General features: G+C 64.3%; 8 protein-coding genes. All 8 read right to left on the minus strand.

Annotated features, from left to right (window positions below; genetic code table 11):
• Nucleotides 1-197: 197 nt before the first annotated feature.
• The 8 genes from ACIRRS_RS09080 to ACIRRS_RS09115 all read right to left on the minus strand — a co-directional run bounded on the left by ACIRRS_RS09080 (nt 198) and on the right by ACIRRS_RS09115 (nt 13,415).
• Nucleotides 198-2,072 carry a TniQ family protein gene (locus ACIRRS_RS09080; RefSeq protein ID WP_402966977.1) on the minus strand — a complete coding sequence of 625 codons (1,875 nt, stop codon included), beginning with the start codon at nt 2,070-2,072 and terminating at the stop codon, nt 198-200.
• On the minus strand, nt 2,072-3,328 hold the full coding sequence (locus tag ACIRRS_RS09085) for an AAA family ATPase (protein ID WP_402966979.1): 1,257 nt from the start codon (nt 3,326-3,328) through the stop codon (nt 2,072-2,074). The genes ACIRRS_RS09080 and ACIRRS_RS09085 overlap by 1 nt, the downstream gene beginning before the upstream one ends.
• Complete coding sequence (locus tag ACIRRS_RS09090) at nt 3,325-5,568, minus strand: transposase (protein WP_402966981.1); 2,244 nt, start codon at nt 5,566-5,568, stop codon at nt 3,325-3,327. Before ACIRRS_RS09090 ends, ACIRRS_RS09085 begins: the two co-directional genes overlap by 4 nt.
• Nucleotides 5,565-6,401: a TnsA-like heteromeric transposase endonuclease subunit gene (locus ACIRRS_RS09095; protein WP_402966983.1), complete on the minus strand. Its 837-nt coding sequence runs from the start codon at nt 6,399-6,401 to the stop codon at nt 5,565-5,567. The genes ACIRRS_RS09090 and ACIRRS_RS09095 overlap by 4 nt, the downstream gene beginning before the upstream one ends.
• Before the next feature lie 156 nt (nt 6,402-6,557).
• Entirely contained in the window at nt 6,558-8,195 is a 1,638-nt protein-coding gene (locus tag ACIRRS_RS09100) for a UvrD-helicase domain-containing protein (RefSeq protein WP_402966985.1), read from the minus strand.
• A complete protein-coding gene (locus tag ACIRRS_RS09105) occupies nt 8,183-10,186 on the minus strand; it encodes an ATP-dependent nuclease (protein WP_402966987.1) in 2,004 nt (667 codons plus the stop codon). Before ACIRRS_RS09105 ends, ACIRRS_RS09100 begins: the two co-directional genes overlap by 13 nt.
• A gap of 312 nt (nt 10,187-10,498) precedes the next feature.
• Complete coding sequence (locus ACIRRS_RS09110; protein WP_402966989.1) at nt 10,499-10,690, minus strand: hypothetical protein; 192 nt, start codon at nt 10,688-10,690, stop codon at nt 10,499-10,501.
• 31 nt (nt 10,691-10,721) lie between these two features.
• The gene (locus ACIRRS_RS09115) at nt 10,722-13,415 is read right to left on the minus strand and encodes an ATP-dependent RecD-like DNA helicase (protein WP_402966991.1); all 2,694 of its coding nucleotides are present in this window, start codon (nt 13,413-13,415) and stop codon (nt 10,722-10,724) included.
• Between the last annotated feature and the right edge of the window lie 255 nt (nt 13,416-13,670).

Consider the following 13,670-nt stretch of genomic DNA (forward strand, 5'->3'; position numbering starts at 1 on the left):
ATGACCACGATGAACCTCAAGTCCCGTCCCCGAGGGAGGTAGCGGTGGCCTCCCGGATGTGACTGGAAGTCGTAGTTGGCGGACGGGGCTGCAGTTCGTGCAGGTGGTTGCGCGAGTTGGAAGTGATAGTTGGCGGTTTTTGGAACCGATAGTTGGCGGTCTTCTCAGATAGTGACTACGGAGGGTGAGACGACCGCTCAGGTGGATGCGTCGATCTTCCGCGCGAGCTGCCGGGCATGGCTGTCGAGGATCTTCCGCAGAGCCTTCCAGAAGCGGTTCCCCGCCGGATTGTGGATGTGATCGAGGGCCGCGCGTTGGGACCATCCTTGGAAGATCATCGGCGGGTTCGTAGTCAAGGGAGGCTGGAAGCAGGGGGCAAGCTCCCATTCGCTGCCTGTGACGGCGGTCCAGATATGGGCGGATGCCGCGAGATGGACCTCGCCGCCGGGTTCCGTCGAGTGGTCCTTGTCGGCGGGTGGCAGCCGGTCCAGGACGGCCTGCCATTCGTCGGGCCGGAGGTGCCAGAGCGTGAGGTTGAGCCTGCGGTGGTGGTAGTCAACGGGCTTGGGGAGGCCAGCGATGTGCCGGGCGAGGACTTCGAAGGCCTCGGCGAGAGACTGCTGCTGGTCCTGGCGGCGGTGGTGGTCCCGCGAGGTGCTGGACAGCCTGTTGTCGGACGTGTGGACCCAGGAGGCGGGGATCCCCAGGAGCCTGGCGGCATCCGGCAGCGAATCGCCGGTCGCGGCCCGGACGAGGTGGACGGCCGCCGTGCGACGGAACGTCTCATTGACCGAGTCCTGCCATGACTTCTCGGCGCCGTGCTCGAACAGGATGCTCATCCAACTGCCGGGCAGACGTTGGGGGATGTGTTCAGGCAGGTAGCCGCGATTGCCGACCGGGAATGAGGGACCGGCGAAGGGCCTGGGCAGTCGCTTCCTGGGAGGCTTGGGGATACAGGTGGCAGCGGCGTGCTCGACGTCGAGCCGGGTCGCAGGTGAGCACTGTTCCTTCAGCCGGGTCCAGGTCTGTCCCCAGGTGCTGATCGACTGGGGCACCGCGGCCGAGAGGAGGCGATCGAGGTTTTGCCGAAAGACGGTGCGGGGCTGATCAAGGAGGGCGTCGGCCATGCCGAGCAGAGCCGCGGTGGCCTCGGGCCCGGCCGGTGGAGTGTCCCATCGCGCGGTGGTTGCAACAGCGGCTCGGCGGTCCAGCAGCGCGTCCAGGCCCGGCGGAAGGTCAAAGGGCGCATGGACGGCGGCGCGCGGCCAGGTCCCGGCGACGATTGCGGCCATGACCTGCAAGTCACTGATCCTGGCCGCAGCGGCTGGCTCGGTTCCTGACACCAGGACGTCGAGGATCTTCGCCTGAAGTGAAGCGAGTTGGGGGGTGAGTGGGCGGGCGGCGGTGCTGTCCAGACGTTCGCCGCAGGCATGGGCTTTCGCATTGGCGAGGACACCGTTGCGGCACTGAGTCGGATGGAGTCCGGGTGCGCTGAGCGCCGACAGGAGCAGGCGCCGCCTGTCCCAGCTGTGAGGGCTGAACGGGGGGTTGCGGCATGAGGGGCAGAGGTGTTCCAGCAGGACACCGTGTTCCAGGCAGGCGAAGACGGTCGCGAGGCGCCAGTGCAGCTTCCAGGGCCCGCCGTGGCGGTTCTGGACGTCGCTGCCGTCGCCCGCGAGGCACTGGGGGCAGTATCGGCTTGAGGTCAGCAGCAGCCAGGGCGGGACCAGCAAGCGGGAGTGCCGGTTGCCGCCGGGCCGCTTCAGAGCCTCGGTGACCGCGGGATCGCGGCCGATGAACCGCTGCAGAGTCAGCGCCTGGGCCTCGTCGGTAGTCAGCCGCGTGAGGCGGGCGAAGGATTCCAGCAGGCCCGGTTGCAGCATCAGCAGGTGTCTCACCGGCGCGGCGTTCGACGTGTTCTTGCTGTTCGTCAGGCCGGCCAGACGCATGAGTCGCCCCGGGTCCTGGTCGAGGCGGTGGGAGAGCCGCAGGATGAAGCCGGGCAGGCTCTCGTCGGGCAGCGGGATGAGACTGCGCGGCAGCGGGTGCAGTCCGTCCAGTGGAGCCAGCATCAGAGCGTCGCTCCGACAGCGCGTGGGCCGCCGTCATCGTAAACGGTGTTGCGCGCCCGCTTGCGGGCTGCGGGCTGATGGTTCGCTGCTGGGGCAGCCATGGCGGTGTTGATCACAGGAATCTCGCCGGCATCCGGGTCCCGGCTGGGGTCGTCGAGGCTGAGGACGATCTCGTCCAGCAACTCCTCGTCCAGCAGCTCGCGTTCGCTATCGATGGCTTCGTGGGCTCCGTCCTCGATGAGGCGGGTCAGCAGGCCGACGACGCCGCCGGTGCGGCGCATCAGGTATTCGGGCATGGTGCCGTCCGTGAGCATTCCCGGTCTCGCGTCGAACAGCCGCAAGCCGTCCTCGATGCCGGCGAGGTGGTCCTGGAAGGCCTGGATCTGCTTGGGAGTGGTATAGCGGAAGCGGTCGAGGTCGACTAGGTCGAAGCGCCGTTCGGTCTGGGTGGGTTCCAAGCCGAAGGTTCGGGCGCTTTCGGAGGGTGGCATCACCCACTGGCGGTGGCGGGCGTCCCATGTAGCCTCCCGCAGCAAGCCGGAGCCGGGGATGTCGACGCCGACCAGGACCAGAGTGACGTTGATGCTCATGAACGCCCGGATGAGGTCGAGGACGTCCTGATCGTCCGCGCGGTGCATCCGCAGGCGGGTGATGTCGTCGAGGATCAGCGCCTGCACTCCGTGGTCCTTCACCGACTGGGCGACCTGCCGGACCAACTCGGGTAGCGTCAGACCCTTCGTGGGGGCGCCGAAGAAGTCCAGGATCGCCTGGCAGGTGCTTTTCGGCTTCGCCGTCACCGGGGTCTGGACGTATGCGACGGGGGCGTGAAGGTCCCGGCGCGGGTTGACGTGGGCGTGCAGGTCCAGCCACTGATCCTCGAAAGAGGCGGCGACCTCACACGTGGTCTCGGTCTTGCCGTGGTAGCCCAGGCCGTTGACCATCACTCCGGAGAGCGTGGAGGAGTTCCGCTTCCACGCGTTGTTGTTGATCCTGCGGTTCACCAGGCGCGACACCTTGAGTGACATCGGTGTCTCCTGCAGGGGCAGGTTCACGTGGGTTGCGGTGCGGTGCATGTTGTGAATCGCCTGGTCCCGCGGGCTCATCGTCCGCCACTGGTCGATCGTGATTACCGGTGCGGGTGCGAACCTATGCCGCGTGGTGCGGAATTGCTGCCAGCCCTCGAAGGTGTCCCTGCGGAGCGGCTTGTTCTCCAGCAACTCGGCCAAGACCTCGGCCGAGCTGGGGCCGTCACTCACACGTTCTCCCTGGTCGCCCCGGTTTCGCTGTCGTCGTCCGGCAGCAGGAACAGATTTCGTCGACGCAAGGAATCGCCGAGGCGGGGCGGCGGCGTCGGCCGGCCCGTGACCGCGGCCTCGCGCCGACGGCGCCGGTCGGCATCCACCGCCGCCTGGACGCCTGCAGCCTGGTGCGGCCAGGGGACCACCTTGGCGTCCGAGGTCTCGCTGATGGCGGGCGCTGGCGGCCCAGGCCGGTCGGCGGCGGCCTGCGCGGCCTGGGTGGCCTGGCGCGAGCGCGCGGTCTTCTCCCGCTTGGTCATCTGCGAGGGCCAGTCGGCCACCGGGATCACTGAACCGAGGATCTCCAGCAGCACTGGAAGCAGTTCGGCATCCGCGAGCGGCTTCAGCCCGCGCCTGCGGACCTCGCCGAGGAGAGCTTGGGCATTGACGTCGGAGAACGCCGGGACCTCGCCCTCGGGCGGGAGCCCGGTCCAGCGCAGGGCGTGCCACTTCTCCGGGTCGTCCGGGTCCTGGAAGAACACCTGGCGCCGGTCCCTTCGGTCACTGCGGACAACCCACCGTCCCTTGCGCCGGCCGCCCCGCGGCGACGGGCCGCGGAAGCGGTCCTCGCCCAGCACCGGGTCGTAGTAGTAGAGCCCGAGGATCTTCACCCCCCGATTCGGATGGATCATCACGTGGTGGGAGCGCAAGACCTTGTAGTAGAGCTCCGGCGCGGGGATCTCCAGGTCGAGGCCGCCCTGCGCGGTCGCGGCCGCGAAGAGCGAGTTCGGGCTGTGCTTCTCGCCCGGCGCCCAGCTCGGCGCGTACTCGCCCAACTCACGCCGCTGCCAGACCCTCACAACCCAGGTCGCGATCAGGTGTTCCATCTGCTCGATCGTTAGCACCGCGTCGGCCTCCGGGTCCGCGCCGCAGTCGGCGACGTCGGTGCCGGTGAACCCGAGCAGGTGCTCCAGCAGCAGGGTCTTGACGGATGAGAACGCCCGCTCGACTGCGTACTTGTCGTGCGCCCGCAGCGTCCGGGCCGGCAGGATCGTGCAGCCCAGTGCTCCCTCGGCGGCGACGATCTCGTGGTTCTTGTAGGGGCCGCCGTGGTCCGTGGTGACCGTCTCCGGTGCGAAGAACGGCAGGGCCGCAACCCGGTGGCCGGCGAACTCGGCAACCAGGGTGGCTGGGGCGCCCGGGTAAGGCCACTCCATGTCCTCACCCCAGCCCTCGCGCATCGGCAGCGGCATCATCACGTCCCGCAGCAGCATCGCGATGTCCACCGACGTGTCCGACACGAGCGTGAGGCGAAACGCGACGATCGAGTGCGTGTAGAGATCCAGGGCCAGCGACAGGACCACGGACACCGCCTCGCCGAACACGTGCTCGCGGACCTTCACCGGCAGCGGCGTCGAGTCCAGCGCGACGACCTGTCCGGGCCGGTGGACCACCACCCGCCGCCCGGCCTCGGCGATCTCGGCGGTGCGGACATAACGCTGCCGGGAGCCGTCCGGCCCGAACAACTCCCGCCAGACCCGTGCCAGTGTCTTGCGCCCCGGAATGTCGCCGGCGGGGAAGTCGGGAAACGTCTCGTGGACGTACTGACACATCAGCCGGTGGCGGGCCATCATGCTCATCCGCGACCGGCGCAGGAACTCCGTGCGGACCGCGAAGATTGCCTCCCGGATCTCTTCCGTCACCGTCGGGTGCCCGCCGCCCCGCCGGGTCCAGCGGCCGTCCGCACAGGCCAGCACGACGTCCTCACCAGGCTCCCGGCTGCCTAGGCGCTCCAGCGTCCGGAAGCTCAGGTACTCAAGCCCCAGCCGCTTCGCCTCCCCGGGCGGCATTTCCTTGATCTCGCGGGTCTTGGCCCGGCGGCGGTCCTTGAGGAGGGTCGTCGCCGGGTCGAAGCCCGGCCTCGGCTCGTGTCGCAGAGCCCGCTCCGCGCTCCCGCTGCGATAGCCGGTCTCCGCCTCCAGCACGTGCTCCGCCCGCAGCCGAGCCCGCACCAGTTGGTCTTCGGTCAGGTCGGACAGCAGGACCGGCTGCCGCGGGACCGCAGGACCGTCCTCAACCGTCGCTGGCCGCAGGCATGGGTGGTTCACCAGCCAGCGGAGTGAGCGTCGTTCGCGTTCGCCGTCCGGACCTGCCAGGACGATCCGTCCCAGGTGCAGCTCGATCTCCTCGACCGTCCAGTCAATATCGTCCAGCCGCAGTCCCGTCCCCGGCGCGACCAACACGGCGGCCCGGCTCACGACCGCCCCCGGACGGTCGGCTGCCCGAGCCAGACGACGGATCCATTCTGAAGCGGCGAACCGAGGTCCACTCCCAGGCGCCGGTGCCAGAGCAGATGGACCGCCTCAACCCGGGCCAGGGCCGGCCACTCGGTCGATCCCACCAGCTCGGCGAAGGACCGCAGGCGTTCAGCGGCCACGGCCAAGAGCTGAGGCTGCAGGCCCAGCAGGTCCTTGCGGGGGCGGCGCCTGGCGGACAGCGCGTCCAGCACCCCCTGGACGTGCGGCCGCCAGCCGCCGACGACGGTGTAGCGCCAGCCCGCCGCGGCAGCGACCTCCCGCGTAGCGGCGAACTTCACCGCATCCTCGTCCTGGACCAACTCCGCCGGCCGGACGTCGAACAGCCAGTTGCCGTCCGGCATGAGCGCCAGAAAGTCCGGGATGTGAGCCGAGCGGCCGCCTGTGTACTCGAAGTCCAGGCGGAACGGCTGCGGCAGCACCTCCCGGGCCCTTACGAAGTCCAGCCCCCGTAGCAGGGCCCGCTCCTCCAGCGACTCGAAGCCGTGCTTTCTGCCGGTCGAGACCATCGGCTCCAGCCCAGGCCGATTCCGCTGCCGGGCTCGCCAGGTGAACCGGCGGACCGGCTGTGAATCCAGTACCGGCACGCTCTCCAGATCCCGCACCGGCCAGACGACCTGGCTGCCGTCGATCAACCAGGTCGTCGGCCAGCGTCGTGGCCAAGAGGGGTCGAGCACCAAGTTCTGGCGGAAGTCGGCATCGCCCGTGAACGGTGTGACCAGCTCCGCCAGATCGCACACATCGGAACGGAGCTCACTCCCGGTCGTCGCACTCATGCGGCAAGGACACCACTTATGCCAGAGCGGTGCGATGGAGATCCCCGAAAGAGGACGCCGATCCGATGATGGTCATCCCAACGAGTGAACGATGCTGGCGGCGCGCGACTTGTAGCGGCCAGTGTTGACGTGAGCTGGCAGCCCCTCGGGTATGGCTCAGCGATGGATAGTGCCTGAAGCAAACCAGTCGTGGAGCGTGGATTCTGCCCCGTCTGGGAGATCGCTGATGAATACCACTGCCAGGCCGTGCTGGGCCCGCGAGCAGCAAACGTAGAACAGGTTGCGAGAGCGCTCGGTACGGTCGGGTTTGTCGGTGCCGGCGAGCATCTTGCCGATGCTGTACCTGTTCCAGGCGAGGTCGTCGATCACCACGACGACGTTCTCGAATTCGTCGCCCTTCACACCGTGTTGAGTGGAGAACGGTGTCAGTTCATCTATGAAGTGAGTGACGCTGATGAGTTCCCGGTAGGACACGTCACGGATGTTGTTCGAGAAGTCCGCTCGTCGCTTGCCACGCTCATCCAAGTCTTCTGCGGTTCTTCGGCGTTCGAGGTCTTTGAGCTTTCCAGGCATGGCGAGGAGGTGGCCGTCGGCCATGAGGTCGAGCACGTCGCCGATGGTGCCGGTCGTGCGTACAGCGTCGAGCTCACGGATGGCCCCGCTGATAGCCCGCTTGTGGGCGTGGCGGGTGATCCGTGTCCGTCCCTCGTCCAGCAGGTCGGTCAGCCCGGCGAGGTCGTGGTTGCGGAAGGCGGCGCACATGGCCTCGACGCGTGTGAGGTACTGGATGTAGGGCTCCTCGCGGGCCATGAGGTCGTCGGGGCCGTAACGGCCCAGTTGCCGGTACCGTTCGAGGAGGTTGGCGTACTCGAGCGTGCCTGCGATCCCACGGTGGGTGAGTAGCAGGTACTTGCTGTTCTCCCGTGCCCAGCCGTTCCGGGCGAGCGTTGCTTCCGCAGCGGTGAGTCGTTCTGGACCGGCCGGGATGCCGCTGTTGAGAAACAGATGAACCTCGCCTGTCTGCTGTGTGCCGACCGCATCCTGGATGAGCCCAGGCCGCATCCGGTTCAGCACCTCGACGACGGGAGGCGAGCACCGGTAGTTCTCGTGCTTGGTGATCTCGGTGAGCAGGTCGGGTCGTTTCACCGCTCCGACGCCGGACTCGTAGATCTTCTGCATGGAGTCGCCGAAGAGTCCGATCACGCATTTCTCTGGGCCCGCAGCTGCCAGGTGGTCCAGCAGGAGCTGCATCGTCTTGGGCGAGGTGTCCTGGTACTCGTCAACGAAGATGACCGGGTACTTGCTGGTGATGATCCGTATGAGCTTGGGATGGGCCTTGACGAGCCCGTGCGAGAGCGCGATGACGTCGTCGTGGGAGATGCGCCCCTCACTCAGCCTGCGCCCGCGGTCGGAATACTCGATGGCGGGGGGCGTGGGGACCTCGTCCAGGTCTTCAGGTTTTTTCAAGTCCTTGTTGTACTTGAGGATCTGCTGCCAGAGCTCGCGCTGGTAGGGCTGGATTGCGCTCCAGAGGAATTCATGGATGGTGCCTACATCGACGAGGGGGTCCGCGGCGATGCGTTCGATAATCTTCCTTTTAGCTCCGTTTGTGTACGTGATGCAGGCGATGCGACGGCCGTGCGCCTCGAGGTCTGCGCGTTGGCGTGTCAGCAGGTGCTGAAGGGCGCGAACCAGGGTGGTCGTTTTGCCGGCGCCGGCCCCTGCTTCGACGAGGAAGCTGCGCCGAGCCTCCAACTCCACTGCGACGGCTTCGAGGGTTTCTAGGCGAGCCATTGCAGTCCCTCCGCGATGTAGCGGGGCACGGTCCAGTCGTTGAGGAGCATGATGTCAAAGGCGAAGTCGGTCTTGTGATCGCTGAGACGCTGGGCGATGTCGTAGGCCTTGACTTCGATGTCGTTGGGAGCGGGGTCGGCGCCAGCCTCCTTGACGAAGGCGGTTTTGAGAGCGAGTTGGCGGTAGTTGCGGGCGAGGAGTTCTGCGTTGGCGATGATGAAGGCGTCCTCGAAGCTCCGTGCACAGGTTCCCGACTCTCGCTCGGGGATCTGATAGGCGACGCGGACGTGTCCCTGTTCCTTGCCATCCGGGGCGACGGCGAGAAGTTCGGCGACGTTGGACTTCGCGGGTAGCCAGTTCTTGAGCGTTGAGTTCGCGGTGACCGTTTGCCCGTTGCCAGGAGGGCATGCAACGCGATGCCTGGAGCAAACGGAGTCGATGTCGGTGATGACGAGAGTCTTGACGTTCAAGAAGGCGAGCAGTTCCCGGAATCGGACTGCGTAGGCGTCGCCGACCTCGATGACTGACACGTACTGGTGTAGCAGCTCCTTCGCGCACCGCTTCGCCATTTCGGGCAGGAGCAAGCGTTCTGCCGTGCCCTCAATTAGGATCACCTTGTCGGCGAAGAACATGTCGCACCGGTGCAGGACCATGTACTGGCGTAGGAACCGCAGGGTCTCGTCGCCCTGCGGCGTGGCCTTGACGTTGGCCTGGAATGTCGACAGGTCTTTGACCGTCAGCTGCGGCTCGGAACGGTCGAAGTAGCGCACGGTGTGGAAGCCGCTGCTGGCGACGATATGGGAGGAGTGCGTGGTGATGACCACCTGCACCTTCCATCCCGTCTTGCGGTCGATGAAGTCCTGGATGTTCTTGATAAACGTCTCCTGCATCTGAGGATGCAGATGGGCTTCTGGTTCCTCGATGAACAGCACCTGTAGCGCCGGCCTGGGCGTGGTGCGTTCGTAGGTCTGGTGGAAGCTGATGACCTGGAGGATCGTGAAGATCAGCTTGCTGTAGCCAAGTCCGTTGTGACCCTCGGGGAGGTGGAAGTCATCGTCCCCGGACGGGTATTGGATGCGGGTGCTCCCGCGGAGGATTCCTGAGGCCTCGATGAAGGAGACGATGCGTGGTTTCTGAACCGGCGTGATGGTACCGACCCCGAACAAGCGCAGGTCCTCGAAGATGGGGTCAAACAGGGTGGCGTAGTTGTCATCGAGCTGCTTCGAGGCAGACGCCAGGGCGGTCTCGATCTGCTCGATGCTCTGGTGACGGTCTTCTCGCACGCTGTTGACCTTGTAGTAGGTCTCGAACGTCTTCGACAAAGTGCGGGCTTTGTCGCTCGGCGTGTCATCCATCTTCGTCTGCGCGTAGACGAACTTGACCGACAGGATGGACTCCGCGACTCCGCGTTTGATGTCCCTGCGGACGCTTTCGTCCAGAAGGCTGACCGCTCTATATGTTGGGGTGAAGTAGTCCGATAAGTTCCTGCGGAGCCACTTGACGCGGTCGAACTGTGCTCGCTGGCTGGCCGTCCAAAAGGCCGAAAGGAAGTCATGGGGACGGGCAGCCTCCAGCGCCGCCGCGATCTTGACCTGAAAGCAGGCGTCGTCCAGGTCGAGGATCACACCCGCAAGGGGAGCGAGATCGTCCTCCTCCGTGTAGTCGATCGTGAGGACCAAACGGATGGCCGGGACAAGGGCATATGCCTTGGCCAACAGGTCCTCGCTCGTCGCAGTGTCACCCCGGGCAGCGTGCGCCTGGGCCTCGGCGAAGATCTGCCGCGCCTGCTCGATGTCTGCGATCCGACCGGTGGAGAAGTCCTCCAGGACGAACCTCGTGTCTTCCTCGCCGAAGAACTTCTCGAAGAGGTTGACGAACGAAGTCTTGCCGCTGTTGTTGCGCCCGACGATGAGGGTGGCCTTCGGATCAATCCGGACGTCCACCCGATCCAAGGCGCGAAAGTTGATCACTTCGGCATGGGTCAGCTGCATGGCACTCCCGACATCGTCCCCAACCCCAGGTCTCGGAGCGCCACGGACGTGCCGTTACCGAGGGTCAGAGCGTACTCCGAACTTGCGGATCAACGTGGGTCGTTGATCCGATGTCGACTCGCTGGCTCGGCACTGCCTCTGGTCGCAGGCTGACCTCCGTGGCTCACAACCGTCTCCACCGGCCCACTTGAGCCGCTCGTCATGGTGTAAGCGCCAACGGCAGCAACTGCTTTTGGAGCAAGCAGCAGCTCATCTGCGACGGCGACGGCAGCCCTCTCAAGGTGATCGCCGCTGCGATGAACGTCAACGACGTCACCAGACTGTGGCCTCGGCCGACAATGTCCCGCCGGCCGTAGACGCCTGGATGCCCTGCTCGGCGACAACGGCGACGACAACGAAGCCGTTCACCGGGAGCTGCGACACATCGGCATCCTGCCCAGGATCTCCCGCTGCGGCCGTCCCGACATCCACTGCCTGGGCAAGCTCCGTTGCGTCATCGAGCAAACCGTCGGCACCTCCAAGTCGACACAGCGGATCACGGTGCCTGCGTCAGTCCACGTCGACTTGAAAGCAGACCGACATCCTTCTTGTTGACACTCCGCTGCAAGCTGCCCAAGACGGCATGTTCGGTCTCAGGTGTCCAGAAGATCTGGAGATGCTCGCGCGCTCGGGTGATCGCTGTGTAGAAGATGTTGTGCGAGATGTCGTCCTCGTTGGCGTCCGTGATCACGACCTTCACCGAGTCGTACTCAAGGCCCTGTGCCTTGTGGATGGATACCGCGTAGGCAACCTGGAACGGTACGGACCCGGTCGTCGATTCATCATCGTCGTCGCCGCTGCCACGCTCATAGACGTCGAACTGCACCGTGGAGTCATGGACGTACCGAAGTTGGACGCCATCAACGTCGAAGGCGGTCACTGGTCGATCGAGTGACACATCGAACTGGATCCGACCAGGGAACGCCTGGATCGCTACGATCTTTCCTTTCAGATTGTTGTAAATGACCGGCCTGAACCGATCAGTCTCATTGAACAGCACTGGGTCGCCGACCTTGTAGGTTGAAGCACCCCAAAGGGTCGCTGCGCCAGGATTGGTGCTCTGGAGGAACCGGTTAACGTTGTTGATGCCGTACAGGCCGTCGTAGTTCAGGCAGAGGATGATCTCGTCGTTTCGCTGTGCTGTGAACAGAGAGTTATCCAGAACCGTGGAGTAGCTGTTACGTGCCAGCGTCTCCGTGATGTCTTCCTTCAGCTCACGAACAGTTGACCATAGGTCCAAGAGATTCGCGTTCTTGGTCCTGAAAGGTGTCTCGAGTTCGAATACTGCGGTGCTCGGGATGAACGACCGGGAAAGCCCAAACCAGTTTCCGAACTGAATCGACTCAATCTGGAAAACGTCCCCAACTAGCACGAGGAGCTTGAAGGACGTCCGCTCAAGCACCTTGAGCAGGTCGGAATTGCTGACCGTACTGCACTCATCGATAACCAAAACGTCGTAGTCGGTCGCGTCGTTGCGGCCGATGTGGCTGTTGATCGTGCGAAAGGTGGACTTCTGTGCATTGACCCGACGCTTGAGGTTGTCGACGGCCGGGTTCGTGTGAGCGAGGAAGAGCTTCTCGTTGCCGTTGAAATAGTTGGCGATGAGGCCGACCATCGTTGACTTGCCCGTGCCGGCGGCCCCGTAGATAAGTGCAACTTGCGAATCAGCGAAGAGCTTCTGGAGTGCCTGTATCTTAAGTGGGTCGTCGGAGGTGGGGGGCGCCTGAGCAAGCCATTGCTTGACCGCAACCTCATACCCAGCAATCCCCGTAGTCGCAAGCTGCTGGAGCTCGGCGATTATTTCGACGATGCCGTCCTCATAGCCCTTGATGAAGACGTGTCCCTTGTCCTTGAGCAGCTTCCGATCGGTGTGCTTGTAGTAGACCTTGCCGTTGTAGGTCGCTGCCAGCTGGTCTACGTCTCCGAGATCCTCCAGGTCCTTTGCCAGCGTATAGAGCATGCCGCGGTCTTCGACGTTGGTCTTCACGCGTCGAGCTAGAAGCTCATGAGTGCGACCGCTCGTGTCCAAGCTTTCGAGAAGGTCGGATATCCGGGGGTTATGCTTATACAAGGACGTGCAGAAGGGCATGTCGTCGAACGGCTTACATCCGTACTGCAGATGAAGGTTCGATAGAACGCCGCAGGCGGTCGGCGTGAACTGCCACTTAATGAGTTGGTTGTTCATTCGCAGCATGAGGTAGCGGAGCACGTTGGATCCGGCGGCCTTCGACTGGATCATCTGGCGCGCCATGTCAAGTACAGGGAAGATCTGGGGGCGATCCGACCGTCGCGTTGCCCAGGTCTTCACTTGCGAGTACTGATCGTCTGCAGTGTCGACGAGGTCGAGCAGGCTCGATGAAGTTGTGGTCAGATACTGCGCCAGGTTGCGATACTCGGAACTGTTGGACGACACCGTGATGGACTGGCCGAAGATCCTTGCGAAGTTGTCGAACTCGCATGGACGGATCGAAACCTCCCACTCGCGGATGATCGTGATCGGCATCGTCTGCCCGAGTACCTGAATCGAGTCGCTTGCAAGCGTTAGATTGGCCGCGTGCTTGTCAGTGATGTCGATGTCCGTGAAGCCGATGATGCGATCGAACTTACTAACCCTGTTAACGGCGTTGTAGAAGGTCACCTCGTAGTAGATATGCCCGCCCGCGAAGAAGGGGCGCACTGCGTGGATGTAGTAGCGAGCCTTGGGGGCTTGGCCGAGCGGTAGCGAGCGCGAGGCCAGAAGCCGAGCCGAGATCTTCTCGTGGTACTCCCGAAGAGACGGGTCAAGGTCTACGGGAAAGTCTTCCAGATTCGGAAGAATATCGAGACTGAGCTGGGTATGAGCCAAGTCGCGGATTCGGTGCAGGTAGTCGTAGTACTTCAGCATCAGCCGTTCGGAAGGGTCACCGCCCATCGTGTAGTGCGACGCGCTGATCTGAAGCAGCTTATGGAATCGTGTGAGGAAGTTGAGCTTGGCATTCGAACTCACGTGGTCCGCCGCAGGCCTGACGGAAGAGTACTGGAAGTCCACAGCCCCGCTGCCGGCGTGCACTCGCACCATCACTCCCTCGACCAGATTGCGGAGCTGGCTGAGGATGTTCTGTGCCAGCAGTGCTCGATCGTGCCCCAGGGACGTAATGTTCGAAGAGATCGTACTGGCGGCGCTGCGAATCTGTTCGTCTACAGTTCCCATGCTGTGGCCTCCGACTGCCCTCTATCCGCTTCCAAGTCGGCTGCGGCACTCCCACTTCGTCCAATGGAACCGAGGTCGAAGTGCCGCGCGGGGAAGTCGCTGAGCTTGTTCAACGCGCTCTGCTCCCGTTCACCGTTGCCGCCGTCAGCCATGAAGCATCAGACAGGCGTAGGCGCCTTGATGTCTAGCCAGCTTCACGGGCAAGTGCGACAGCTTCCTATTCTGCCCCAGAAGTCCAACTGCCATCAAACGTCG

The sequence above is a fragment of the Kitasatospora sp. NPDC101183 genome, assembly GCF_044767945.1.
In the GTDB taxonomy this organism is placed as follows: Bacteria; Actinomycetota; Actinomycetes; order Streptomycetales; family Streptomycetaceae; genus Kitasatospora.